Origin of the sequence: Variovorax sp. J22G73 (genome assembly GCF_030317035.1) — a bacterium.
Classification (GTDB): Bacteria; Pseudomonadota; Gammaproteobacteria; order Burkholderiales; family Burkholderiaceae_C; genus Variovorax.
The window spans coordinates 25,282-50,113 of record NZ_JASZYK010000012.1 but is presented as its reverse complement, the minus strand read 5'-3'; the positions used below and the strand labels follow the sequence as shown (position 1 = coordinate 50,113).

Here is a 24,832-nt window from a genome sequence, read left to right as displayed (position 1 = left end):
ATACGGAGTCCTCCCATGAGCGAAATCAGCCGCACCGCCCTGTTCGGAAAACTCAACGCGCTGGCCTACAAGGCCATCGAAGGCGCGACGGTGTTCTGCAAGATGCGGGGCAATCCGTACGTGGAGCTGGAGCACTGGTTCGCCCAGCTGCTGCAGGCGCAGGACTCCGACCTGCACCGCGTGATCCAGCACTACGGGCTGGACGTGTCCGTCATCGCCAAGGACATGACCGCCGCGCTCGACCGCCTGCCGCGCGGCGCCACCGCCATCAGCGACTTCTCGCCACACATCGAGAACGCCATCGAGCGTGCGTGGACCTACGCCACCCTGCAGTTCGGCGAGGCGCAGGTGCGCACCGGCTACCTGCTGGTGGGCATGCTGAAGACGCAGAGCCTGCGCAACCCGCTGTTCAACCTGTCGAAGCAGTTCGAGAAGGTGAAGGTCGAAGACCTGGCCGACAACTTCGCCAAGGTGTGCGATGCCTCTCCCGAGGCGCAGATGCGCGCGCAGGACGGCACCGGCATGGGCAGCGGCGCCCCGGGCGAAGACACGGGCGCCATGGCGCCGGCCGCCATGGGCAAGGGCGATGCGCTGAAGAAATTTGCTGTCGACCTCACGGAAAAAGCGAAGAAGGGAGAGATGGACCCGGTGACCGGGCGGGACGAGGAAATCCGCCAGATCGTCGACATCCTCATGCGCCGGCGCCAGAACAACCCGCTGCTCACCGGCGAGGCCGGCGTCGGCAAGACCGCGGTGGTGGAAGGCTTCGCGCAGCGACTGGCGCGCGGCGACGTGCCGCCGCAGCTGAAGGACGTGAAGCTGCTCACGCTGGACATCGGCCTGCTGCAGGCCGGCGCGAGCATGAAGGGCGAGTTCGAGCAGCGGCTGCGCCAGGTGATCGACGAGGTGCAGAGCTCGCCCACGCCCATCATCCTGTTCATCGACGAGATCCACACGCTGGTGGGCGCGGGCGGCGCGGCCGGCACCGGCGACGCGGCCAACCTGCTGAAGCCCGCGCTGGCACGCGGCAACCTGCGCACCATCGGCGCGACCACCTGGGCCGAGTACAAGAAATACATCGAGAAAGACCCGGCGCTCACCCGCCGCTTCCAGGTGGTGCAGGTGCCCGAGCCCGACGAGGTGAAGGCGATATTGATGCTGCGCGGCGTGGCCAGCGTGCTGGAGAAGCACCACCGCGTGCAACTGCTCGACGAAGCCATCGAGGCCGCGGTGAAGCTCAGCCACCGCTACATTCCCGCGCGCCAGCTGCCCGACAAGGCGGTGAGCCTGCTGGACACGGCCTGCGCGCGCGTGGCCGTGAGCCAGCACGCCACGCCGCCCGAGGTGGAAGACTGCATGCGCCGCATCGAGGGGCTCACGGTCGAGCAGGAAATCATCGGGCGCGAAGAAGCCATCGGCATCGACGTGACCAAGCGCGCGGCGCAGGTGAGCACGCTGCTGGCCGAGTCGAAGGTGCAGCTCGACGGGCTGAACGTGCGGTGGAAGGAAGAGAAGGGGCTGGTCGACCGGCTGCTGGAGTTGCGCGCGAAGCTGCGGGCGGGGAGCAAGCCGGTGGATGCGCCCGGCGCCGCGAGCGATGCGAAGGCCGACGTGCCCCCACCCCAGCCCTCTCCCAGCGGGGGAGGGAGCGAAGACCGCGCCGCCTTGTTGGCGGAACTGCACGAGTTGCAAGCGAAGATCCACGCGGTGCAGGGCGAGAGCCCGCTGATTCTTCCGTCGGTCGACGAGCAGGCCGTGGCCTCGGTGGTCGCGGACTGGACGGGCATTCCGGTGGGCCGCATGGTGAAGAACGAAGTCGAGGCGGTGCTGAAGCTGGCCGACACGCTCAACCAGCGCGTCATCGGCCAGAAGCACGGGCTGGAGATGATCGCGCGGCGCATCCAGACCTCGCGCGCCCGGCTGGACAACCCGCAGAAACCCATCGGCGTGTTCATGCTGTGCGGCACCTCGGGCGTGGGCAAGACCGAGACGGCGCTGGCACTCGCCGAGGCCCTGTACGGCGGCGAGCAGAACATCATCACCATCAACATGAGCGAGTTCCAGGAGGCGCACACCGTCTCCACGCTCAAGGGCGCGCCCCCGGGCTACGTGGGTTACGGAGAGGGCGGCATCCTGACCGAGGCCGTGCGCCGCCGCCCGTACAGCGTGGTGCTGCTCGACGAGGTCGAGAAGGCCCACCCCGACGTGCACGAGATCTTCTTCCAGGTGTTCGACAAGGGCTGGATGGAAGACGGCGAGGGCCGCATGATCGACTTCAAGAACACCATCATCTTGCTGACGACCAACGCGGGCAGCGAGCTGGTGATGAGCATGTGCCGCGACCCCGAGCTGCTGCCTGAGCCCAACAGCCTGGCCGACGCGTTGAAGGCGCCGCTGATGAAGGTGTTTCCGCCCGCGCTGCTGGGCCGCATCGTCACCATTCCCTACTACCCGTTGTCGCCGGACATGATGAAGAAGATCGTGCGGCTGCAGCTGGGCCGCATCAAGAAGCGGGTGGAGGCCAACCACGGCGTGCCGTTCGACTACAGCGACGCGGTGGTCGACCAGGTGGTCGCGCGGTGCCAGGACCCGGAGTCGGGCGGGCGCGTGATCGACGCCATCCTCACCAACACCGTGTTGCCGACCATCTCCGTCGAGTACCTGCAGCGGCTGGCCTCCGGCGGCGAGATTCGCCGTGTCGCGCTCGATGTGAAGGACGCGGAATTCACCTACGCGTTCGACTGAGATGGACTGCTGTTTGTCTTTGAGGCGGCCTGTTCACACGCCCCGAACAACAACACCACCAGCGCAATAAAAAAAATGGCCGACAACGAGTTCCGCATAGAAAGCGATTCCCCTGCCAAGGACGACCTGATGTTCTGGCGCATCGTGGGGCACGAGGCGCTGGCGCGTCCGTCGGCCTACGAGCTCACGGTGTTGTCGACGAACAAGGCGCTGGACGCCAAGGACATCCTCGGCCATGCCTTCGATGTCGTCATCGTGTTCAAGGACGAAGACGGCGGCACGCACGAGCGGCACTGCCAGGGCCACGCCGTGCGCTTCGTGCGCGCGGGGCACATGGGCCGGCACCACGAATACCGGATCACCCTGCGCTCGTGGTTCTGGCTGCTCGGCAAACGCACCAACTCCCGCATCGTGCAGGACAAGAAAGTGCTCGAAGTGCTCGACGCCGTGTTCGAGGACAGCCCCATCAAGCGTTTCAAGAAGACCAAGGCCGACAACGTCATCGGCACCCACAAGCCGCGACGGTACTGCGTGCAGCACCAGGAAAGCGACTACCAGTTCCTGTCGCGCCTGCTCGAGGACGAAGGCATCTACTACTGGTTCGACGCGCACGACGCACCCGGCACCATGCACCTGTCGGACGCCAGCGATATCGCGCACGACAAGCTGCCCGCCGCCGCCACGCTGCGCCACATGGCCACCAACGCCGCCGAGCCGCGCTTCAACGAGATTTCGCGCTGGGTCAGCGCGCGCCAGTTCGACACCGGCAAGCATTCGTCGCGCGACAGCGACTTCAAGGCCATCAAGAAAAAGCTCGGTGCCGACATCGATTCGTCGGACGACCACGAGCTGGCCAACCTGGAGATGTTCGAGTTTCCCGGCGGCTACTTCAGCGGCGACGACGGCGAGGCGCGCGCCAAGCTGCGCGGCGACGAGCTCAACGCACGCCGCGACCGCCACTGGGCCGTCACGCCCTGGCCCGACGTGGCTGCAGGGCGCGGCTTCAAGTTCGAGGGCGACCCCGACGGCACGCGCAACGGCGACTACATCGTCGCGGCCTGCACCTTCGTGGCCAGCCACCGCGGCTACGAAGGCGTGAGCGCCAGCGCCTCCGTTGCGGCGCGGCCCGTGCGCGACGCGCTGGCCGAGGTACTGCGCGACGACGCCGTCAACGCCGACACGCTGCCCGTGCTCGAAGAGCTGATGGCCGCCACCCCCGCGCTGGCCGCGGCGCAGACCGGCGCCAGCGTGTTCCTCGTGACCGCCATGCCGGCCGAGCGCCTGTACCGCGCGCCGCGCCTCACGCCGCGCGTGACCATGCCCGGCCCGCAGACCGCCATCGTGGTCGGCCCCAAGGGCGACGAGCTGCACGTGGACGACCACGGCCGCGTGAAGGTGCACTTTCACTGGGACCGCTACGACGAGAGCAACGAGAAGTCGACCTGCTGGGTGCGCGTGTCGCAACCCTGGGGCGGCAAGGGCTGGGGCGGGTACTTCATTCCGCGCATCGGGCAGGAGGTGATCGTCGACTTTCTGAACGGCGACCCCGACCGCCCCATCATCGTGGGCCGCGTCTACAACGACGACCAGCCCATTCCGTACAAGTCGCCCACGCAGAGCGGCTTCAAGACCCGCTCCACGCCCGGCGGCGGTCCCGCGAACTACAACGAGATCATGTTCGAGGACAAGAAGGGCGAGGAGAACATCAACATCCACGCCGAGCGCAACATGAGCCGCAGCGTGGAGCTGGACGACTCGACCTCGGTGGACCGGGACCAGAGCATCACTGTCAAGCGGGACCAGACCAGCCACGTGGACCGTGACCGCAAGAGCACCGTGACGCGCAACGACACCAACATGGTGGTGGTCGACCAGAAGAACACCGTCAAGGGCAACCAGAACAACCAGGTGGTGGGCAACCGCACCAGCTTCGTCGACAGCGACGACAAGACGATGGTCACGGGCACCAGCCTGAGCGACGTGACAGGTGCGCGCACCGACACCTCGCGCGCCGGAGAAACCCGCAACGTCATCGGCAACCAGAGCATCACCGTCAGCGGCAACCTCACCTACAAGGCCGCGAAGATGAGCTTCGAGGCCGGCCATATCGACTGGCTGGTGACGGGCTCGAGCTCCAAGTACATCACCGTGCCGACCGGGCCGCTGCACCTGATGGCCAACAAGATCAAGCTGATGAGCAACACCGGCATCGAGATGATGGCCGCGGGCAACATCGACCAGACGGCCGTGGGCTCCAACACCACCATCCTCGGGCCCAACACCAGCGGCTACATCGGCAACAACTCCGAGGCCAACCTGGGCATCACCAGCTCCACCTTCATGGGCATGAGCATCGAGAACTCGGTGTCGCTGGCGATGAGCAACTTCGTGGGCGTGGCCATCGAGAACACGCTGGCCGTGAAGCTCATCAACTGCGCGGCGCCGGAGATCAAGTCGATTTCCACCGCGGACGTGAACCTGACGCCGCTGAAGGTCATCAGCCCGGGCGGCGGCGGTGGCGCCGCCACCGCGGGCGCGGTGGCCGGCGTGATCGGCGCGGTGTCCGGCGCGGCCACCGCGGTCATGGGGATCGCGGCCACGCTGCAGCAGTACGCCGATGCGGCCGAAGCGCTGGACCGGGCGTCCGCGGAGGCGACGGCCGCGGGGCTGCCCGGGCTCGCCGGCCGGTTGTCCTCGCTGGCCGGCATCACGCGCAAGCGGCGCGAACAAGGCCTGATGGCGGCGGGCACGGCCGCGGCCGGCATCTTCATGCCGCCGGCACTGCCCCTCTTCATGGCCATGGGGGCGGCCGCGGCGGCCACCAGTGCCACGGACGACGCGGGTGCGAGCGACCTGGCCGGCAACGTGCCCGCCAACGCCGACGGCTCGCGCACCGCCTCGAAAGACGACAGCGGCTCGGCCGCGCCGTGGGCGCCGCCTGCGGGGTCCGGTGGCGGATCGGGCGGGGGTTCGGGTGGCGGCTCGGGCGGTGGCTCGGGCGGTGGTGGGTTGTAGCCGCAAGGACACGCCGCGATGCAGATCCTCAAGCCCCAGTCGCTCGGCCTGTCGACGCGCCCCATCGAGTTTCGCAAGCGCTTCGGCCTGAGCATCAGCGCCTGCCTGCACCTGCCGTTCGCGCAGGGCGAGCACGGCACGCTGTGGGCCGAGCAATCGATGTGGTCGTTCCTGGCCAAGGAGATGGCCCAGCCGCTGATCGACGAAGGCGTGGCCAAGCTCACGCCGGAGTTCCTGGTGCACGGCAAGGCATTCACCCCGCCGGACCGGCCCTCCGGTTGCGCGGTGCGCGCCCGCTTCGGCACGCGGGAGAAAACGCTGCTGGTGCTGGGAGACCGCTACTGGAACGGCGCCAACCCGAGCGAGGCCCGGCCCTTCGAGGAAATGCCGCTGGACTGGTCCAGGGCCTACGGCGGGCCGGACTTTCCCGCCAACACCGGCGGCCGCGGCCGGGATCAGGCGGGCGGCGCGGTGTGGCTGCCCAACATCGAACTGCCGCACGACCGCCTGCTGCGCCCCGACCAGGCCATAGCGCCCGCCGGCCTGGGCGCGCTGGACCCGATGCACCCGCAGCGCGTGCAATACCGCGGCACCTACGACGCCGACTACCTGAAGCAGCACGCGCCGGGTTTCGCGCCGGACACCGACTGGCGCTACTTCAACCTGGCGCCGCCCGACCAATGGATGGACGGCGCGCTCGCGGGCGACGAGGCGTTCTCGTTCGAGAACATGCACCCGCAAAAGCGCCTGGTCGAAGGCCGCCTGCCGGGCCTGCGCGCGCGTGTGTTCGCCGGCTACAGGATGGCGGCCGGCGAGCCCAAGGTGCGCGAGGTGCCGTTGCGGCTGACGACGGTGTGGTTCTTTCCGCATGCCGAGCGCTGCATCGCCATCTTCCAGGGGCTGGCGGAAGTCGGCACCGACGACGGCAGCGACGTGGTCAGCCTCATGGGCGCCATCGAGCGCATCGGCGAGGCGCGCTCCGACGCGCACTACCTCGACGCTGCAGCAAAGCGCGCCGACCCGAAGATGGGCCCGATCCACGCCCTTGTCGACAGCGACCTGCTGCCGCAGGGCGTGAGCACCCTCGACCCCGACGTGGAGGCCGCCAAGGAACCGTTCGCCGCCGAAGGCCTGCAAGGCGAAGCCCAGCGCCGCCGCGCCGAGATGGAAGTGACGCTGGCGTGCGACAAGGCCGTGGCCATGGGCAAGGACCCGGACGCGCTGGGCATCCGCATGCCGCCGCGCGAGAGCGTGCCGGTGGGCGACGCGCTGCCGCCCTACCTGGAAAAGCAGCTGAAGGAGGCCGAGGCCCTGCAGTGGGCGGCGGTCGAGGAAGCGGTCGGCGCCATCGAGCGGGCGATGGCCATGTCGCAGGCGCTGAACATCGACCTGGCCAAGGTACAGCACCGGGGTCCGCCGACCTGGAACGCGGACCACCAGATGGCGCAACTGCGCGTGCAGGCCGGTGCCGGAACGCCACCCTTCGACCCGACGCCGCTCTTTCCCGGGCTGTGCCACGCCGAGGACGCGCACCGCACGGGCTACCTGCACGGCGCGCACATGCAGCCGCCGGCCTTTGCCATGCCGCACGAGCAGGCCGCCGCGCTGCGCGACGAGATGGCGCGCGCGGTGGCGGCGGGCATCCGGTTGTTCGCGGGCATCGACTTCACCGGCGCGGATTTTTCCGGGCTCGACCTGCGGAATGTGAACTTCGTGGGCGCCTGGCTGGAGAGCGCCAACCTGCGCAACAGCAACCTCTCGGGCGCCGACTTCTCGGGCGCGGTGCTGGCCCATGCCAACCTCGAAGGCGTGATCGCCATCGGCACGCGGTTCGCCAAGGCCAACCTCGGCAAGGCCGTGCTGGCGGGGGGCGTCTTCGATGAATCGGATTTTTCGGGCGCGATGCTGATGCATTGCGCCTTTGCCGGCACGCAGATGCGGCGCGCCCGTTTCGCCCGGGCCAACCTGCTGGAGACCACGTGGGGCGACGCCGACTGGTCGGGCGCCGACCTGGGCGAGCAGGTGTTCCACAAGCTCGACCTGAAGGGCATGCGCTGGCCGGAGGCGAACCTGTCGGCGTGCAGCTTCATCGAGTCGGATCTTTCGGGCGTCGACATGCACCTGGCGACGCTGGAGAACGCGACCTTCGTCACCAGCAAGCTCGACGGCGCCCGGATGACGGCGGCGCGCTGCAAGAGCGCGGTGGCGGTCAAGGGCTGCAGCCTGGCGGGCGCGGACCTGAGCCAGGCCGACCTGCGCAACTTCAATTTCGGCGCGGGCGACCTGCGCGGCGCCAAGCTGGTCCGCGCGCTGCTGGACGGCGCCAATCTCTGCGAGGCTCTGCTGGAAGAAGCCGACCTTCGGCTCGCCAGCGCCAAGGGCGCGCTGTTGCGAAAGGCTGTCTGCACCCGCGCGCTGTTGTCGGGCGTGAACTTCAGCGACGCGATCTTCCAGTCGGCGGACCTGCGCGGGGCCGACCTGCGGCGCAGCAACCTCTTCGGCGCCGACCTCGGTCGCGTGCGCCTGGACGGCTCGACGAGCTTCGACGGCGCCTTGCTCAAGCGGGCGCGCACGTGGCCGCGGCTCACCCCCGAACAGCAGGCGGCGCCATGAGCGCGGCGCCGCGTACAGCGATGAGCCCCGAGCTGCTGACGATGGCCGTCGGCCTCGGCGAGACCCTGGAAGGGCTCGACCTGAAGAAGGGCGCCTATGCCGGCCTGTCGCTGGGCGGCGGGATCTTCTCGCGGATCGATTTCGCCGGCACGGACTTCCGCGGCGCCGACCTGCGCGAAACCGTGTTCGACCAGTGCGACCTGCGCGGTGCCCTGGCCTCGGGCGCCAACCTGCGCAAGGCCGTGTTCAACCGCTGCACGCTCGACCACGTCGACCTGCGCGATGCCAACCTGCACGGCGCGGTGTTCACCGAGTGCGACATGGCGCATGCGCAGATGGCGCAATCGGTCATGACGATGGCCACGCTGTCGCGCTGCAGGCTCGACCACGCGGTGCTGCGCGGCGTGCTGCTCGACTCGGCGGTGATCAGCCAATCGGTGCTGCTCGACGTGTGCGCCGACGACACCCGCTGGCACTACACCACCGTCACCGAGTGCGACCTTGCCCACCTGAGCTGGAGCGGCGCGCGCATGCTGCGCAACGTGTTCTTCAAGACCTCGCTGCGGGGCAAGTCGTTCGCGGGCCTGACGCTCGAGGGCTGCCAGTTTTCATCGACCGACCTGGGCGGCGCCGACTTCAGCGGCGTGGCGCTTGCGCAATGCAACTTCCAGGGCGCCAGCCTCGACGGCGCGAAGTTCGCCGGCGCCACCGCGCCCCAGGCCATCTTCTGCGCGGCCACGGGCAAGGGGGTCGACTTCGCGGGCGCGCGCCTGCGGCAAGCGATGTTCACCGGTGCCGTGCTCCCGCAGGCCGACTTCAGCGCCTGCGACCTCTACCAGGCGCACTTCGCGGGCGCCATGCTGCGCGGCGCCAACTTCACCGGCGCCGAGCTCACCTATGCCGACTTGCGCCATGCCGACCTCGGCGGCGCCGACCTGCGCCGCGCGAGCTTGCTGCGCACCGTGCTGCACGGCGCCACCACCGACGACGCGCAGGCGACCGACCGTGCGCGCGCGCTGGAAACCGACCCCGAGCTGGCGCAGTCCGAGCGCTGGCAGCCGCTGGTGGCCTGAGCGCACGAACACAGACACAGAGGAACATGCCATGAGCTACACCAATCCCGCCACATCCAGGCCCGCCAGCCGCCGTCGCCAGCCTGTCCCCCAGGCCATTGCCGGCGAATGGTGCGTGGGCATCCTGGGAACCGACGCCAGCGGCGCGCGGGTCGTCGCCAGCGGCGGGCTGCGGCTGCGCGCGCAACGCGCCGCCAGCTGCCTGCTGGCGCCCGCAGACGGCGACAGCGTGGCCTGCCTGCGCATCGCGCCCGACGAGGTCTGGATCATGGCCGTGCTGCAACGCGAGGAGGGCACCCCCAACGTGCTCGACTGCCCCGGCAACCTGCGCATTGCCGTGGACGGCGGCGTGCTCGAGCTGGAGGCCGCGCGCGTCGGCCTGAAGGCCGGGGCACTCGATGTCGCCACCCAGAAGACCCGCGTGGTCACCGACAGCGCCGAGGTGGTGGGCCGCGAACTGCACCTGGTGGGCACGACCCTCAAGCTGGTCGGCTCGGTGCTGTCCTCGGTGATGGACCGCGTGCAGCACTTCAGCAAGCACTACCTGCGCACCACCGACGGCATCGACCGCGTGGCCGCCACGCACGTGGAGTGCGAGGCCAGCCAGGTGCTGCGGCTCGAAGGCGAGCACACGCTGGTGAACGGCCGCGAGCTCATCAAGGCGCGGGGCGCGCAGATTCACTTCGGCTGAAGCGGCCACGCCAACCGGAGCCACCAGAAAATGTTCGCCAACTGCCAGCTGATGGGCACCGACATGGGCTTTCCCGATGTCTGCATCACGCCCGCCGCGCCGTCGCCCATTCCGGTGCCGTACCCCAACATCGCGATGGGGCCGATGGCCATTCCCAACTGCCCCACGATCCTGGTCATGGGCGCACCGGCCCACAACCTGGGCACCACCATTCCGATGACCAACGGCGACAACGCCGGCGTGCTGCTGGGTGTGGCCTCGGGCACGGTGATGGGGCCCAGCCGCCATCTCACGGGCGCCTTCACCGTGCTGTGGAACGGCATGCCCGCCACGCGCCTGACCAGCGTGTCGCTGCAGAACAGCACCAACTGCCCCGGCGTGCGCACCGTACCCAGCCAGACGCTGGTGCTGCTGCTGGCGCCGTAGCGCGGCGCGCCGCCAAGGAGCAGGGCCATGGCCGACCACGAGTTCCGCATCGAGAGCGATTCGCCCGCCAACGGCGAGCTGATGTTCTGGCGCGTGGTGGGCCACGAGGCCCTGGCGCGCCCCTCGACCTACGAGCTCACGGTGCTGTCGGAAAACAAGGCCATCGACGCCAGGGACATCCTCGGGCGCGCGTTCGACATCGTCATCGGCTTCGAGGACGCCGACGGCGGCCGGCACGAGCGGCACTGCCAGGGCCACGCCGTGCGCTTCGTGCGCGCGGGCCATGTGGGGCGTTTCTTCGAATACCGGTTCACGCTGCGCTCGTGGTTCGGGCTGCTCAGCCGGCGCATCAACTCGCGCATCCTGCAGGACAAGCCGGTGCTCGAGGTGCTCGACGCGGTGTTCGAGGACAGCCCCATCAAGCGCTTCAAGAAGACGCGCAGCGACAACGTCATCGGCACCCACAAGCCGCGCCGCTACTGCGTGCAGCACCAGGAGAGCGACTACCACTTCGCATCGCGGTTGCTGGAAGACGAGGGCATCTACTACTGGTTCGATGCGCACGACGCGCCGGGCACCATGCACCTGTCGGACGCCAGCGACATGGCGCACGACAAGCTGCCCGTGGCCGACACGCTGCGCTACGTGCCGGGCGATGCGGCCGAGGCGCGCTTCAACGAGGTGTCGCGCTGGGTGGGCGAGCGCCAGTTCGACACCGGAAAGTACGCCTCCACCGACAGCGACTTCAAGGCCATCAAGAAAAAGCTGGAGGCCGCCGGCGGCACGCCCGACAAGCACGAGCTGGCCGAGTTCGAGGCCTTCGAGTTCGCGGGCGGCTACTTCAGCGGTGGCGACGCCGACGACAAGGGCAAGCTGCGCGGCGAAGAACTCGGCGCACGCCGCGAGCGCCACTGGGCGCTCACGCCCTGGCCCGACGTGGCCGCCGGGCGCAGCTTCACTTTCAAGGACGACCCCGACGGCACGCGCGACAGCGACTACGTGATCGCGGCCTGCACCTTCGTCGCCAGCCACCCCGGCTACGAGGGCGCCGACGTCGAGGCGCAGCACGTGAGCATGAGCGTGAACGACGTGCTGCGCGAGGCGCTCGCGGACGACGCCGTGCTGGCCGACACCCGCGCCGCGTTCGAGGCCGTGGTGGCGCGCACGCCGTCGCTGCAGGCGGGCCTGCCGGGCGCCAGCACTTTCCTGCTCACCGTGTTCCCGGTGAACGTGCCGTTTCGCCCGCCGCGCCTCACGCCGCGCGTGGTCATGCCGGGGCCGCAGTCGGCCATCGTGGTGGGGCCGGCGGGCGAGGAAATCCACGCCGACGACTTCGGCCGCGTGAAGGTGCACTTTCACTGGGACCGCTACGACAAGAGCAACGAGAAATCGACCTGCTGGGTGCGCGTGTCGCAGCCCTGGGCCGGCAAGGGCTGGGGCGGCTACTTCTGCCCGCGCATCGGGCAGGAGGTGATCGTCGACTTTCTGAACGGCGACCCCGACCGGCCGCTGATCACCGGGCGCGTGTACAACGACGACCAGCCCATTCCTTTCGGAACCCACACGCAGAGCGGCTTTCGCACGCGCTCCACGCCCAAGGGCAGCGCGGCCAACTGCAACGAGCTGCGCTTCGAGGACAAGAAGGGCTCGGAGCAGGTGTACCTGCATGCCGAGAAGAACCAGGACATCGAGGTCGAGAACGACGAGACGCACTGGGTCGGCCACGACCGCACCAAGACCATCGACCACGACGAGACCGTGCACGTGAAGCACGACCGCACCGAGACGGTGGACAACAACGAGACCATCACCGTGCACGGCCAGCGCACGGAAACGGTCGACAAGAACGAGACCATCACCATCCACCAGAACCGCACCGAAACGGTGGATTTGAACGAGACGATTTCCATCGGCCAGAACCGCACCATCACCGTAGGCGCGAGCGAAGCGGCCACCGTGGCGCTGCAGCGCACGCACACCGTGGGCGTGAACGAGACCATCACCGTGGGCGCGGCGCAGGAGATCACCGTGGGTGCGATGCAGGCGGTGACCGTGGGCGCGAGCCAGACCATCAGCGTGGGCGCCAGCCAGTCGAGCAGCATCGGCGCGAACCGCTCGGTGGACGTGGGGGCGAACCTGTCGACCAACGTGGGCAAGAACGAGACGCGCAGCGTGAGCGAGGCGCGCACGGCCAGCGTGGGCAAGGACGATTCGCTCTCCGTGGGCAAGAACCTGGTCATCACCGCGGGCGATTCCATTTCCATCACCACGGGCAGCGCGAGCATCACGATGAAGAAGGATGGAACCATCGTCATCAAGGGCAAGGACATCACGATCGAGGGCTCGGGAAAGATCAACGTCAAGGCGAGCAGCGACATCGTGATGAAGGGTTCGAAGATTCTGCAGAACTGATTCACTTGGGAGATCGACCATGAGCGGCAGAGACCTGATCGAGACGCAACTGGCGGCGAACGCCACGCAGGAGGCGGTCGCGGGCCCATGGCAGGCCGCTGTCATCGGCGAACTGGTGGCCATCGCCGACGAAGGAAGCACCCCCCTGGTCGTGTTCGCGGGGCAGCCCGGCACGGCGGCGCTGCGCGCGCACAGCGTGATCGACCTGCACGGCGCGCACATCGGACGCGCCGTGGTGCTGATGTTCGAGCGGGCCGATCCGGCCAGGCCCATCGTGATGGGCGTGCTGCGCGACGCCACGGGTTGGCCCCGGCCGGAGGTGCCCGCGCCCGCGCAGGTGGAGGTCGATGCCGACGGCGAACGGCTCCTCGTCAGCGCGCGGACGCAGATGGTGCTGCGCTGCGGCAAGGCCAGCATCACGCTGACGCGCGCGGGCAAGGTGCTGATCCAGGGCAGCTATGTGCTCAGCCGTTCGACGGGCATCAACCGGCTCAAGGGCGGCGCGGTGCAGATCAACTGACCGGGCCGACCGACCGAGCCAACCGACCGAGCGCGAACACCATGGAAGTTGTCAACGCAACGGGCATGACCGTCGGCTACACGCAGGGCGTCGAGCCTTCGGGGCGCGAACTGCTGGTCGTGGTGGTGAAAGGCACCTTCGCCATTCCCGGTCCGTTCGACGATGCCGATGCACCGGCGCAACCGCACCTAGTGCAGCGGCCGTTGATCGTGGCGGACACCTTCACGGGCGAGCCCGGTTATTCGGCGCCGGCCGAGGAGGTGGACTTCGCGCCGCGCAAGCACCGCTGCGACGTGCTCGTTTCCGGCGTTGCGCACGCACCGCACGGCGAGCCTGCCGGGCGCGTGCTGGTCGGCGTGCGGATCGGCCACTGGCGCAAGGCCTTCGCGGTGACGGGCGACCGGCAGTGGCTCTGCGGCCTGTCGGGCGCCCGGGCCTCGGCGCCCGAGCCTTTCGTCACGCGGCGCATTTCCTACGACGTGGCTTTCGGCGGCGTCGACGCGCGCCATGAAGACCCCGCGCAGCATGGCGCCTACATGCGCAATCCCGTGGGGCGTGGCTGGCATCGGCATCTGCAGGCCCGCTACGTCGATGGTGCGCCGCTGCCCCATACCGAAGAAATCGACCGTCCCGTGGACGCGCCCGACGGCGCGTTCGCGCCCATGGCGTTCGGCCCGGTCGGGCGCCACTGGGCGGAGCGGCTGCCGCATGCGGGCACCTACGACCAGGCGTGGCTCGACCATGCGTTTCCGTTCCTGCCGGCCGACTTCGACGAGGCCTACTACCAGGCCGCTCCGGCCGACCAGCAGATCGGATTCCCGCTCGGCGGTGAAGAAGTCGTGCTGATGAACCTCAGGCCCGAGGGGCAGACCCGCTTCCGCCTGCCGCGCCGCGAAGTCCCGGTGACCTTCTTCCAGCGCAAGGGCGGCCACGAGGAAATCATGGCCACGCTCGACACGGTCGCGATCGATGCCGAGCAGGGCTTTCTCACGCTGGCATGGCGTGCCACGCTGCCGCTGAAGAAAAGCATCTTCGAGGTGTCGAACATCCTCGCCGGGCGCATGTCGAGCGGCTGGTGGCGTGCGCGCGAGCTGGGAAAGGAATGGCATCCGTCGCTCGCCGACCTGGTGCGTGCCCGGCGCGAAGCAATGGAGGACGAGGCATGAGCGCCGACGGGCCGGTGGGCGCGGTGCCCATCGCCATCGCACGCGCGGGCCTGGTCACGGGCGTGGGGCTCGACGCGGCGTCCACCTGCGCCGCCATTCGCGGTGCCATCGACAACTTCCAGCAGACCGGCTTCAGGGACACGGCCGGCGAGTGGCTCATGGGCTGCGAGGTTGCGCTGCCTGCGGCCTGGCGTGGCGAGAAGAAGCTGCTGAAGATGGCCGCGCTGGCCGTCTCGCAGTGCCTGGCCGGGCTGGACCGGGTGGTCTGCGAGACCATGCCGCTGCTGCTGTGCCTGCCCGAGACCGAACGCCCCGGCCGGCTGGTGCCGGACGATGCGCGCTTCTTCGCGGCACTGGAAGACGAGCTCGGCCTGCGCTTTCATGAACGCTCGGCGCTCGTGGCGCAGGGCCATGTGTCGGTGGCCGTCGCGCTGCTGCAGGCCCGCCAGCTGATCGCCGGCTTGCGCATGCCGCGCGTGCTGGTCGTTGCCGCCGACAGCATGCTGTCCGGCGCCACGCTGGCCGACTGCGAGGCGCGCGACCGGCTGCTGACGAGCGAGAACTCCGATGGCTTCATTCCCGGCGAGGGTGCCGCGGCGCTGCTCGTGCAACCGGTGGATGCGCAGGCGGGACCGCAGCTGCTATGCCGGGGCCTGGGCTTCGGGCTGGAGCACGCCCATATCGATTCAGAGGAGCCGCTGCGCGCGGACGGCCTTACCGAAGCCATCCGGCAGTCGCTGCGCGACGCGGACTGCGGTGAAGGCATTCTCGATTTCAAGATCATCGACGCCTCGGGCGGGCAGTACGCATTCAAGGAGGCCACGCTCGCGTTCGGCCGCCTGGACCGCACGAAACGCAGCGAGTTCGACGTGTGGCACCCGGCCGACTGCATCGGCGAGGTGGGCGCGCCCATCGGCGCGGTGATGATCGCCGTGCTGAAGGCGGCCAGCGAGAAAGCCTATGCGCGCGGCGCCAACGCGCTGCTGCACCTGGGCAACGACGACGGCAGGCGCGCGGCCATGGTGTTCTCCTGGCAAGCGGGCGACGGAGGCTGAGCGGCATGGCCAACCAGGTTTTCGCCAACGGCCGGGAGGTCGCCTGCAAGGCCGGCGCGGGCAAGACCATCTGCGCGACGCCCGACGTCTGCATGACGCCGCCCGAAAACCCGGCGACGCCGCCCGGCGTGCCCGTGCCCTACCCGAACACCGGCCTCGCCTCGGACACCACCGACGGCAGCCGCACGGTGCAGATATCGGGGCAGGAGGTCATGCTGAAGAACAAGTCGTACTTCAAGACCTCGACCGGCGACGAGGCCGGCTGCGCCGCGAAGAAGGGCGTGGTGTCGAGCAAGAACAAGGGCAAGGTCTATTTCATCGACTGGTCGATGAACGTCAAGTTCGAGGGCGAGAACGCGGTGCGGCATCTCGACAAGACCACCAACAACCACGGCAGCCCGATTGCCAACGAGTCGATCCCGTGGCCCTTCGTCGACTCGATGGCCGACGCCGAGATCAAGGCCCTGTGCGACAAGGACCGCGAACAGGAGAAGACCGCCTGCCAGGGCTACAAGAAGAAGGCGGGAGGTCCCGGAAAGGACGTGTGCGAGGAGGCCGGGCTCGGCAGCGCGTTCACGCGCAGCAAGGGCGCGACCACCACGCGTGCGCGCAATGCCAGCGAGAACCCGTGCTCGGCCGCGCGACGCTGCCGCCTCACCTCGTACGACGCCGAGCCCAGGGACGGCATCTCCGGGTGCTGCCCCGCGCAGACCGGCGACCACATCGTGCCCAAGAGTTCGTTCTTCGTGAGCTCGGTGAAGAACGGCACAAAGATGCCCGGCTGGGAGAAGTACGACATCGGCAAGGCGCCCTGCATGTGCACCGAGGGTGGCAGCTGCTCCGGAACGCACGGGCTGCGGCATGCGCACCACAAGACGACGGCGGGGCCCGGCGTGTCCCCCGGCGATCACCGCTCTTTCAACGCGGAGGTCGCGCACTGCGCCGCGGGGGCCAAGGAGGTCGCGCCGCAATGCAGCAAGGAATGCATCGAGGCGCAGCTCCGCCAGGGGCACAAGGGCATGGGCGACCAGCGCAAGGCGGTGAAGTACTCGCCCACGGGCAAGAACGAGATGTCGAGGTTCGCCGAATTGAAAAAGACCATTGCCGCCGCGCTGGCCAAGTTCGGCCGGGCGGCGCGCTGACAACGGAAAGGAATTTTGTATGGCCACCCGAGCTTCCGATGCGCGCGAATTCGTGCGCGGCGCCGCGCGCTTTCACGACCTGGTCTACGTCATCAGCAAGAGCCATTCGCTGGTGGCGCAGGAAATTGCGCACACCAGCCTGGTCGCGGTCGACCAGGGGCTGTGGAGCGACGCCGTCGACGCCGACTGGGACGCGAGCGCCATCGCCATCGCGCGCGGCCCCGAGGAGTGCGTGGTGCTCATCGGCGAGGATGGAGATGTGGTGACCTACGCGGGCGGCAACTCGAGCGAGGAGGCGATCGTGCCGCCGCCCGTGATGATCCGCAACGCGCGCGACATCGGCGGGCGCGTGTACGCCTGCGGCATGAAGCGGCAGGTGTTTCAGCGGCTCGACGGCCAATGGGTAGACCGCAGCGCCCCGCGCGCCGGCGACACCGAGAAGTACGGCTTCGAGGCCATCGACGGCTTCGCCAGGGACGAGATCTATGCCGTGGGATGGGGCGGCGAGGTCTGGCAGTACGACGCCGCGGCGTGGGTGCAGCGCGCCAGCCCCACCAACGTGATCCTCACTGCGGTGTGCTGCGCGGGCGACGGCGTCGTCTATGCGGCGGGGCAGGGCGGCGTGATGCTGCGCGGTCGCCACGACGCATGGTCCCTGGTGCCATGGCAGGACGAAGTTTCCACCGACCTGTGGGACCTGTGCTGGTTCCAGGACCGACTCTACGTGGCGACCATGTCGGCGCTCTACACGCTGGACCGGGACGTGCTGGTGCCCGTCGATTTCGGTGGCACCGGTCCGGCGACCTGCTACAGCCTGTCCGTCGCCGAAGGCGTGCTTTGGTCGGTGGGGCGCGCGCACGTGGCGTCGTTCGACGGTGCCGCATGGCGCACCTTCGACTGAGCTGCGCGGGGACCTCATGAACACCGTGGCCGGCACGTTCGTTTCCGCGTCCAACCCGACCGTCGTGGCACGCCACGCCGAGGAAGCGGCCCTGCTCTGCACCCAGCGCTTCTTCCTCGTGCGCGCGGGGCACGTGAGGCTGCACCATCTGCGCAGGCTCGACGACCGGCTGGCGGCACACCTCGACGGCCTCGGCGTGGCGGGCGAAGCCGGTAGCCGGGCCACCGACGAGGCGCTTGCCAACCTGGGGCCCGGCGAAGTGTTCGCCTCGTTCGCATTGGCGCTGGACAATCGCGACGACCGGCGCATCGCGCACATGCTGGCGCTGGCCGAGACCGTCGCCGACGTGCGCGAAGCGTCGGCGTTGGCGGTCGGCTGGGCCTCTGCCCAGTCGCTGCGCGGCATCGTCGGTGAACTGCTGGTGTCGCCCCAGCCGCTGCGCCGTGCCATCGGCATTGCCGCCTGCGACTTCCATCGCGTCGATCCTGGCGGCATGCTCGCCGAAGCGATGTCCGACGCCAGTGCGCTGTTGCGCGCGCAAGCCTTGCAGGCCGCAGGCGACTGCGGCCGGCAGGACCTGGTGGCGCGCTGCATCGCCGCGCTCGGGGACGAAGACGCGGCGTGCCGCTTCTGGGCCGCGCGGTCGGCGGTGCTGCTGGGGGAGCGCCAGAAACCCGTGCCTGCGCTGCTGGAGGTGGTGCGCGTGCCTGGCGGGCTCTTTCGAACGCAGGCACTGGAACTGCTGTTGCAACTTGCAGATGCCGCGCGCGCCGCGCCGCTGTTGCGCACGCTGGTCGCGCAGCCGGACGGCTTGCGTGACGCGATCCGCGCGGTGGGCGCCGTCGGCGACGTGCAGGCCGTGCCGTGGCTCGTCGAGCAGATGGCGGAGCCCGCGCTCGCGCGGCTGGCGGGCGAGGCCTTCACGACCCTCACCGGGGTCGACCTGGCGTGGAACGACCTGGAACGCAAGCCATCGCAGCAGATGCTCGCGGCCGACGCGGACGACCCCGAGGCCGCGGACGTCGCCATGGACGAAGACGAAGGCCTGCCATGGCCCGACCCCGAACGGCTGCTGCACTGGTGGGAGGCCAACGCCTCGCGCTACCCCGCTGCCGGCGAGCGCTGCTTCATGGGACAGCCGCCTTCCTGGCCGCACTGCCTGCGGGTGCTGCGCCTGGGCTGCCAACGCCAACGCGCGGCGGCGGCGGCGTACCTGTGCCTGCTGCGGCCGGGCACGCAGCTCTTTCCTACAGGCGCGCCCGCATGGCGCCAGGAGCGCTGGCTGGCGCAGATGCCCGAGGAATGAAGCAGGCCCACCGATGTCCGCGAAGTACGTTCTTGCCGCGCTCGCGCTGGCCTTTCTCGCGGCTGCGGGCGGGCGGTACGTGCGCGGGCGTGGCGCGAGAGACCCGGCGGTGCGCACCTGGCTCCTCATCGCCCTCATCTTCACCGCCGTCGCAGCCTGGCTGCAATGGCATACCTCTTAAGGCGAGATTGCCAACATGCACCTCGGAATGAATACTCCTTGCGAGCTCGTTCGGGCGCATTCAGCCACGGAGCCTTCGGGGGCCCATTCATGATCCATATCGCTGTCATCACCCGGCAAGGCGCTCCGGCGGGGCAGTCCATTGCCGCGGACTTCGGGCCCGACGGCGGCACCATCGGCCGCGCCGACACCAACACCCTGGTGCTCGACGACCCCGACCGCACCGTCTCGCGCGTGCACGCGCAGGTGCTGTGCCGCGACGGCCGCTACTTCGTGATCGACCGCGGCAGCAACCCGATGCAATGCAACGGCGTGTCGCTGGGCTCGGGCAAGGAGGCCGCGCTGGCCGACGGCGCGCGGCTGGTGATCGGCAGTTTCGAGCTCACGGTTCGCGTCCAGGCGGCGCCCGCGATGGTTGCGCGTGGGGCGCCGGCGGGCGCGCCCATCATTCCGGACACGATGCTCGGCGCGCCGATGAATGCGCCGATGAATGCGCCGATGAATGCGCCGATGAGTGCACAGGCCGGCACGCCTTCGAGCGACGACCCCTTCGCGGACCTGCTCGCGGGGCTCTCGCCGCCACCGGCACCCGCCGCGGCACCCGCGCCCCGGCCATCCGCCGCGCCGGCCGATTCGCTGCTGTTCCCCGACCCGATGGCCAGCGGCTCGCGCAATGCGCAGGCCGACAAGGTCGATCCGTTCGCGAACCTGCTCGGCCCCGGCAGTGGCGCTGGTAGCGGCGTCGGCGCGCCCGATGCCTTCTCCGCCTTCTCCGATTTCTCTGACCTCGGCGCACCGCCCGCGCACGGCAAAGCCGCCGGCATCGACGACCTGTTCGGCGGCATGGGCGCGGGCGGCGGCATCGGTGGCGATCCACTCGCGCTGTCGCCGCTGGCCGATCCGCTGCTGCAGCCCAACACCGCGTCCGACGCCGATCCGCTCGCCGCCCTGCAGCGCGCCGCGCCCGCCACGCCGAGCCCGCGCGGCGACCACCTGCCCATCGACCAGTTCGGCTTCAATCCGCCGAAGGCGGTGGTGCCGTCGGGGCCTGCTCCTTCGGCTCCACCCGCTCCACCGGTCCAGTCCCTTGCGCAGTTCGACGACATGACGGGCCAGCCGATCCGCATCGTCGGCCCCGACAGTTCGGGCAAGGCCTTCGAGCCGTTGCCTGCGTCACCGCCGCCCCCGCCACCACCGCCCGTGTACGTCGCGTCGCCGGCCCCGCGCGCCGTGGCGCCGGCCGCCGAGCGCACCGCCAGCGACGACGAGCTGCTCGCCGCCTTCCTGCGCGGCCTGGCCAGCACGCACCAGCCTCCCACGATGCTCACGCCGGGGCTCATGGAGCGTGTCGGCTCCATGCTGCGCAGCGCCACCGAAGGCACGCTGCAGCTGCTGCTCACGCGCCAGGAGTTCAAGCGCGAGGTGCGCGCCGAGGTCACGATGATTGCGGCGCAGGCCAACAACCCGTTGAAGTTCTCGCCCACGGTCGAGGTGGCGCTCGCGCACCTGCTGGGCCCGGGCGTGCGTGGCTTCATGCCGCCGGAGGCCGCGATGCGCGACGCCTTCGACGACCTGCGCGCCCACCAGTTCGGCGTGATGGTGGGGCTGCGCGCGGCGCTGGCCCATGTCATCGCGCGCTTCGAGCCGGCGGAGCTGGAAAAGAAGATCAGCGCCAAGACGGCGCTGGACGCGCTTTTCAGCGCCAACCGCAAGGCCAAGCTCTGGGACCAGTTCGTGTCGCTGTACGGCGGCATCGCGAGCGAGGCCGAGGACGACTTTCACACGCTCTTCGGCAAGGCCTTCCTGCAGGCCTATGAAGAGCAGATGGCGCGCCTGAAGAACCACGGCGACGCCAACCCCCCCAGCTGAAGCGAGGCACCCGCTTGGAAATCGAAATCGTCACGCTCTCCCGACAGGGTGGCCGCACCTACAACGAAGACGTGCACGGCCACTGGCACGACGAGCGCTACGTCGCCTGCCTGGTGGCCGACGGCGCCGGCGGCCATGGCGGCGGCGACGTGGCGGCGGCCACCGCGCGCGCCAGCGTGCTGGCGGGCTTTGCCGCGGCGCCGGGGCTGGACGAGCCCACGCTGCGCGGCCTGGTGGCGCAGGCCAACCTCGACGTGGTGACGCGCCAGGCCGAAGGCGGCACGCTGGCGGGCATGCGCTCGACCATCGTGTTCGCGGCCATCGACCTGGAGAGCCAGGCGCTGGCCTGGGTGCACAGCGGCGACAGCCGGGCCTACCTGTTTCGCGGCGGCGCCATCGTGGCGCGCACCACCGACCACAGCCTGGTGCAGCAGATGGTGGCCGGCGGCATGCTCGACGAAGAGGGCGCGCGCCTGCACCCGCAGCGCAACATGCTGCTGTCGGCGCTCGGCTCGGTCGACGAGGCGCCCGACATCGCGGTGTCCGACCGCATGCGCCTGCTGCCCGGCGACGTGCTGCTGCTGTGCAGCGACGGCGTGTGGGAGCCGCTGGGCGACGAGCGCCTGGTCGACACGCTTCACGCCTCGCGCACCCCCAGCCAGTGGACCGCGCTGCTCGACGCGCAGGTCAAGGCCAACGCCAAGCCCGGCTACGACAACTACACGGCGCTCACGCTGTGGGTGATCGACGAGGACGCGGACGCGACGCGGTTGATGCCAATGATGGAGAACGAGCCGTCGCCGGACGAGGCCGCAAGCGTTGGCGACCACAGGCGGCCCGGCGAGGACGAAGGCGAGAAGACCGTGCCCGCGGAGCCCGGCCCGCGTTGAAACGGCGCCGCCGCGGCGCGCAGCCGGCGCGGCGCTCTCAGCCCGCGCGGCTCTTGCGGCCCTTGCGGCTCTGGCAGCCCCCGCGGGTCAGATCTTTTCGGCGCTCAGCGGGCCTCCGCGGTTGGAGCTCCCGGTCAGGCTGCTGCCCTGGCCCTTGAAGGTTTCCACGGTGCTCACGTTCGACGTAAGCGGGGTCCAGCTGATCTTCATTGCGCCACCGGCGCCGAAGGTGCAGGCGCCGCTGTTCTGCTTGTTGCTCATGGAGGTGGCCTGCGACGCGGGGCGGTCGTAGGTCCAGCCCGCACCGCTCTTCGCGTCGATCAGGTAGTAGTAGGTCTGGCCCTCCTGCTGAACCTTCCACCAGCCACGCGCCCAATCGGGCGTCGGCAACTTCGGCGTGCTTGTCGGCAGCTTGGCGAACATGGTGTCGAGGATGGCGTCGACCTCCTCGTCGCTCGCCGTTTTCAGGAAGATCTTCAGTGCCGCGTCGAAGCCCGTTCGCTGCGCCGATGGTGGCTGCTTGTACGGGTTGGTGGCGTAGGTGGCGCCGGTGTTCTTCATGCTGAAGTTCACCCAGTCGATGTGGATGTGGTCTTCGTGGCGGGTGTCGGCCGTGTAGTTGCCGGCCTCGAGCTTGTGCCCGCCGTAGCCGGTGCCGTCGGCGCCGCGCACCCAGAAGTGCACCGGCGCGCTGGAGCTCGGGTTGCGCACCGTGAAGATGAACGCCGACCACTGCATGGCCTCGAAGTTCTTCACCAGCCCGGCCATGATGCGTCGCCCGATGGCGGCGTCGGACGGGTTCTTGTAATTCAGCATGATGTCCAGCGCAATGCCTGAGGTGTGCCGCGTTCCCGGCTGGATGTTGTTGCCGGCGTCGAGCTTGACGCCCGGAAACTCGTCTTTCAGCACCGTCATCAGCGTGGCGACGGCAGGCGAAATATCGGCCATGTCGGAATCCTCCTTGTCCTTGCGGAAACTGTGGTTGGCGCTCAGTGCGCGGCGCCCTTGCGGCTGTTGTGCACCGGCTCCCAGACGTAGTCCCAGGGCACGGTGTTGCCGCTGCAGGTGCAAGAGCACTCGCACTTCGGGCGATTGGGTGCGGCCGACGAGGGCGTGGCGCGCGGGCCGCCGTGAAAGGTGGCCTCGGTCCAGGCCACCGGCAGCGCGGCGGCCTCGGGGTCGTGGCCGAAGCGCTTGTAGGCGCGGATCAGCATCACGGCCCAGCTCAGCGAATACACGGCGCGCACCACGGGGTTGAAGCGCAGCCGCAGGTCGCTGCCGGCGAAGTCGCTGCACAAGCGCACCATGACACCGAAGGTGCCGTAGTTGACCGTGCCGTTGAGCCAGCACTTGCCCGCGACCTGTACCGTGTTCGAGCAGACCTCGGGGCTTTCGTGCAGTGGGTCGAAGGGGTTGGCCTGGTCGGCGCCGGGCAGCGTGTCGGACGACGGCGTGGCGCATGGCCCCTTCAGCGCCGGGTCGTACACGGGCGGCGAACGCAGCCAGGCGGACGCGCCCTGGAACAGCGGCAGCGTGTCCCAGCCGTTGATGTCGGCGAACATCTGGGCTTTCTGCTTGAGCGCTTCCAGGTCGAGCGGAACACCACCCTCGAAAGGGTTGGTCGGCATCTGCACCGGGATCAGGATGGTGTTGCAGGCCTTGACCTTCTGGTCGCGGCTCATGGCGCGGAAGTCGCTCTGGATCTTCATCCAGGTCAGGGCGACCTGGTCGGTCACATCGGGTCCGCACACGAACTTCACCGCGGCGGGTGCCGGCTGCGGCGCGGGCGACTTCAGGTGCTCGTCCATCTGGGTGAGGGTGCCGCGGCCCACGATGGTGTCCAGCGGCTGGCCGGGCCGCACGATGCCGAAGTGCGCCTTGTACTTGCCGACCGCCTTCTCGGTGGACGGCCCGAAGGTGCCGCCCGGATCGGTGATTTCTTCCAGGCCGACGCCGGGCAGGCGCTTGCGGATCGCCTCCATCGCGTCCTGGATCGCCTTGACGTGGTCGCCGCTGGTACGCGGCCGGATGTTGTGCGCGTCCGATGCCAGGCAGAGGCTCAGGCGCTGCTGCACGGCGGGCGTTTGCCGGGTCGTCAGTTCGGGCGACTCCAGGCGTGTCTTGATGGGGGGTGTCGTAGCCATTTCAACCTCGTCGGCCAGAGCGGCCGCGTCACCAGCCAACCAACCGGCCGGCCGGGACGGCCAGCCAGCCGGACAAGCGCACGCGCGGGGCAAGGGCATCGCCGGCCTTGTCCGGCCGGCGGTGCGGACGCCGGCCTTGTCCGGCCAGCGGTGCGGAGCGCGCGCGCGGATCAGCGCGTTTCGGTGGTGCGCGTGTCCCAGCCGAACTTGATGTCGCCGCCCATCGTGCCGTCGGCCTTCTGCGGCTTGTAGGCGATCTCGATGTCGCCGTACGACACGGCCACGCTCTCGTGCACTTCGCCGCCCTGTGCGGCGCTCACGTTGAAGTCGGCGATGCGCACTTCCTTGAAGGTGACCGTCATGAAGGTCTGCTGGCCTTCGCCCGACTTGGCCATCACCAGCGTGGCCTTGTCGAAATGCTTGCCGTTGGCGCAGGCCTTGGCCAGCGTGGGCGAAGAGCTGTCGAACTTCTTGCTCAGGGTGACCATGCCGGGCGAACCCTTGCCCACCGAGGAGCCGCCGCCGACGGTGCAAGTGGCGTTGTGCACGTTCCAGCTCCAGCTCTGCAGCTCGATCTCGTCCTTGTGGTCCTTGTGCACGGCTTCGCCCTTGACGCCGTCGATCTTGAAGTGGCAATCGATCATGTTGGTTCTCCTGGTTGGCCTTGCGTTGCGGCCGGATGGT

19 protein-coding genes are annotated in these 24,832 nt (G+C 69.3%); 16 read left to right on the top strand and 3 right to left on the bottom strand.

Going from position 1 to position 24,832, the window contains the following annotated elements; translation table 11 throughout:
* Window positions 1-15: 15 nt before the first annotated feature.
* The 16 genes from tssH (at window position 16) to QTI51_RS30910 (ending at window position 22,004) form a co-directional block, all read left to right on the top strand.
* Window positions 16-2,745: a type VI secretion system ATPase TssH gene (gene tssH, locus QTI51_RS30985; RefSeq protein WP_286517212.1), complete on the top strand. Its 2,730-nt coding sequence runs from the start codon at window positions 16-18 to the stop codon at window positions 2,743-2,745.
* A 75-nt stretch (window positions 2,746-2,820) separates the two neighbouring features.
* Window positions 2,821-5,760 (top strand): type VI secretion system Vgr family protein, encoded by a 2,940-nt coding sequence (locus QTI51_RS30980; RefSeq protein ID WP_286517213.1) that lies wholly within the window; start codon window positions 2,821-2,823, stop codon window positions 5,758-5,760.
* A gap of 18 nt (window positions 5,761-5,778) precedes the next feature.
* Window positions 5,779-8,373, top strand: coding sequence for a DUF2169 family type VI secretion system accessory protein (locus QTI51_RS30975; protein ID WP_286517214.1), 2,595 nt, complete (start codon window positions 5,779-5,781; stop codon window positions 8,371-8,373).
* Window positions 8,370-9,446 (top strand): pentapeptide repeat-containing protein, encoded by a 1,077-nt coding sequence (locus tag QTI51_RS30970; RefSeq protein ID WP_286517215.1) that lies wholly within the window; start codon window positions 8,370-8,372, stop codon window positions 9,444-9,446. Before QTI51_RS30975 ends, QTI51_RS30970 begins: the two co-directional genes overlap by 4 nt.
* 31 nt (window positions 9,447-9,477) lie before the next feature.
* Entirely contained in the window at window positions 9,478-10,137 is a 660-nt protein-coding gene (locus QTI51_RS30965) for a DUF3540 domain-containing protein (RefSeq protein ID WP_286517216.1), read from the top strand.
* Window positions 10,138-10,167: 30 nt separating this feature from the next.
* Window positions 10,168-10,563 (top strand): DUF4150 domain-containing protein, encoded by a 396-nt coding sequence (locus QTI51_RS30960; RefSeq protein ID WP_286517217.1) that lies wholly within the window; start codon window positions 10,168-10,170, stop codon window positions 10,561-10,563.
* Window positions 10,564-10,590: 27 nt separating this feature from the next.
* Window positions 10,591-12,975, top strand: a complete 2,385-nt coding sequence (locus QTI51_RS30955; RefSeq protein WP_286517218.1) for a type VI secretion system Vgr family protein — start codon at window positions 10,591-10,593, stop codon at window positions 12,973-12,975.
* Window positions 12,976-12,994: 19 nt separating this feature from the next.
* Window positions 12,995-13,495 (top strand): DUF6484 domain-containing protein, encoded by a 501-nt coding sequence (locus tag QTI51_RS30950; protein WP_286517219.1) that lies wholly within the window; start codon window positions 12,995-12,997, stop codon window positions 13,493-13,495.
* Between the two features lie 41 nt (window positions 13,496-13,536).
* Complete coding sequence (locus tag QTI51_RS30945) at window positions 13,537-14,661, top strand: DUF2169 family type VI secretion system accessory protein (RefSeq protein ID WP_286517220.1); 1,125 nt, start codon at window positions 13,537-13,539, stop codon at window positions 14,659-14,661.
* Entirely contained in the window at window positions 14,658-15,716 is a 1,059-nt protein-coding gene (locus QTI51_RS30940; RefSeq protein ID WP_286517221.1) for a hypothetical protein, read from the top strand. The genes QTI51_RS30945 and QTI51_RS30940 overlap by 4 nt, the downstream gene beginning before the upstream one ends.
* A gap of 5 nt (window positions 15,717-15,721) precedes the next feature.
* Window positions 15,722-16,858, top strand: a complete 1,137-nt coding sequence (locus QTI51_RS30935; protein WP_286517222.1) for a PAAR-like domain-containing protein — start codon at window positions 15,722-15,724, stop codon at window positions 16,856-16,858.
* Window positions 16,859-16,877: 19 nt separating this feature from the next.
* A complete protein-coding gene (locus QTI51_RS30930; RefSeq protein WP_286517223.1) occupies window positions 16,878-17,759 on the top strand; it encodes a beta propeller repeat protein in 882 nt (293 codons plus the stop codon).
* A gap of 16 nt (window positions 17,760-17,775) precedes the next feature.
* Window positions 17,776-19,065: a TIGR02270 family protein gene (locus tag QTI51_RS30925; RefSeq protein WP_286517224.1), complete on the top strand. Its 1,290-nt coding sequence runs from the start codon at window positions 17,776-17,778 to the stop codon at window positions 19,063-19,065.
* Window positions 19,066-19,078: 13 nt separating this feature from the next.
* Window positions 19,079-19,246, top strand: coding sequence for a hypothetical protein (locus QTI51_RS30920; protein ID WP_286517225.1), 168 nt, complete (start codon window positions 19,079-19,081; stop codon window positions 19,244-19,246).
* Window positions 19,247-19,335: 89 nt separating this feature from the next.
* Window positions 19,336-21,114 carry a type VI secretion system-associated FHA domain protein TagH gene (tagH, locus tag QTI51_RS30915; RefSeq protein ID WP_286517226.1) on the top strand — a complete coding sequence of 593 codons (1,779 nt, stop codon included), beginning with the start codon at window positions 19,336-19,338 and terminating at the stop codon, window positions 21,112-21,114.
* 14 nt (window positions 21,115-21,128) lie between these two features.
* Entirely contained in the window at window positions 21,129-22,004 is an 876-nt protein-coding gene (locus tag QTI51_RS30910; protein WP_286517227.1) for a PP2C family protein-serine/threonine phosphatase, read from the top strand.
* Window positions 22,005-22,091: 87 nt separating this feature from the next.
* On the opposite strand, the gene QTI51_RS30905 is transcribed toward QTI51_RS30910, so the two are convergent.
* The 3 genes from QTI51_RS30905 to QTI51_RS30895 form a co-directional block, all read right to left on the bottom strand.
* Window positions 22,092-22,952, bottom strand: a complete 861-nt coding sequence (locus tag QTI51_RS30905; protein WP_286517228.1) for a hypothetical protein — start codon at window positions 22,950-22,952, stop codon at window positions 22,092-22,094.
* Window positions 22,953-22,993: 41 nt separating this feature from the next.
* Entirely contained in the window at window positions 22,994-24,148 is a 1,155-nt protein-coding gene (locus QTI51_RS30900; protein WP_286517229.1) for a peptidoglycan-binding domain-containing protein, read from the bottom strand.
* Between the two features lie 170 nt (window positions 24,149-24,318).
* A complete protein-coding gene (locus tag QTI51_RS30895; RefSeq protein WP_116913972.1) occupies window positions 24,319-24,792 on the bottom strand; it encodes an Hcp family type VI secretion system effector in 474 nt (157 codons plus the stop codon).
* Window positions 24,793-24,832 lie beyond the last annotated feature (40 nt).

What these genes read in the sequence shown, in the direction of transcription:
- tssH (WP_286517212.1), top strand. Translation starts at nt 16, where the DNA reads ATGAGCGAAATCAGCCGCACCGCCCTGTTCGGAAAACTCAACGCGCTG.
- QTI51_RS30980 (WP_286517213.1), top strand. Translation starts at nt 2,821, where the DNA reads ATGGCCGACAACGAGTTCCGCATAGAAAGCGATTCCCCTGCCAAGGAC.
- QTI51_RS30975 (WP_286517214.1), top strand. Translation starts at nt 5,779, where the DNA reads ATGCAGATCCTCAAGCCCCAGTCGCTCGGCCTGTCGACGCGCCCCATC.
- QTI51_RS30970 (WP_286517215.1), top strand. Translation starts at nt 8,370, where the DNA reads ATGAGCGCGGCGCCGCGTACAGCGATGAGCCCCGAGCTGCTGACGATG.
- QTI51_RS30965 (WP_286517216.1), top strand. Translation starts at nt 9,478, where the DNA reads ATGAGCTACACCAATCCCGCCACATCCAGGCCCGCCAGCCGCCGTCGC.
- QTI51_RS30960 (WP_286517217.1), top strand. Translation starts at nt 10,168, where the DNA reads ATGTTCGCCAACTGCCAGCTGATGGGCACCGACATGGGCTTTCCCGAT.
- QTI51_RS30955 (WP_286517218.1), top strand. Translation starts at nt 10,591, where the DNA reads ATGGCCGACCACGAGTTCCGCATCGAGAGCGATTCGCCCGCCAACGGC.
- QTI51_RS30950 (WP_286517219.1), top strand. Translation starts at nt 12,995, where the DNA reads ATGAGCGGCAGAGACCTGATCGAGACGCAACTGGCGGCGAACGCCACG.
- QTI51_RS30945 (WP_286517220.1), top strand. Translation starts at nt 13,537, where the DNA reads ATGGAAGTTGTCAACGCAACGGGCATGACCGTCGGCTACACGCAGGGC.
- QTI51_RS30940 (WP_286517221.1), top strand. Translation starts at nt 14,658, where the DNA reads ATGAGCGCCGACGGGCCGGTGGGCGCGGTGCCCATCGCCATCGCACGC.
- QTI51_RS30935 (WP_286517222.1), top strand. Translation starts at nt 15,722, where the DNA reads ATGGCCAACCAGGTTTTCGCCAACGGCCGGGAGGTCGCCTGCAAGGCC.
- QTI51_RS30930 (WP_286517223.1), top strand. Translation starts at nt 16,878, where the DNA reads ATGGCCACCCGAGCTTCCGATGCGCGCGAATTCGTGCGCGGCGCCGCG.
- QTI51_RS30925 (WP_286517224.1), top strand. Translation starts at nt 17,776, where the DNA reads ATGAACACCGTGGCCGGCACGTTCGTTTCCGCGTCCAACCCGACCGTC.
- QTI51_RS30920 (WP_286517225.1), top strand. Translation starts at nt 19,079, where the DNA reads ATGTCCGCGAAGTACGTTCTTGCCGCGCTCGCGCTGGCCTTTCTCGCG.
- tagH (WP_286517226.1), top strand. Translation starts at nt 19,336, where the DNA reads ATGATCCATATCGCTGTCATCACCCGGCAAGGCGCTCCGGCGGGGCAG.
- QTI51_RS30905 (WP_286517228.1), bottom strand. Translation starts at nt 22,952, where the DNA reads ATGGCCGATATTTCGCCTGCCGTCGCCACGCTGATGACGGTGCTGAAA.
- QTI51_RS30900 (WP_286517229.1), bottom strand. Translation starts at nt 24,148, where the DNA reads ATGGCTACGACACCCCCCATCAAGACACGCCTGGAGTCGCCCGAACTG.
- QTI51_RS30895 (WP_116913972.1), bottom strand. Translation starts at nt 24,792, where the DNA reads ATGATCGATTGCCACTTCAAGATCGACGGCGTCAAGGGCGAAGCCGTG.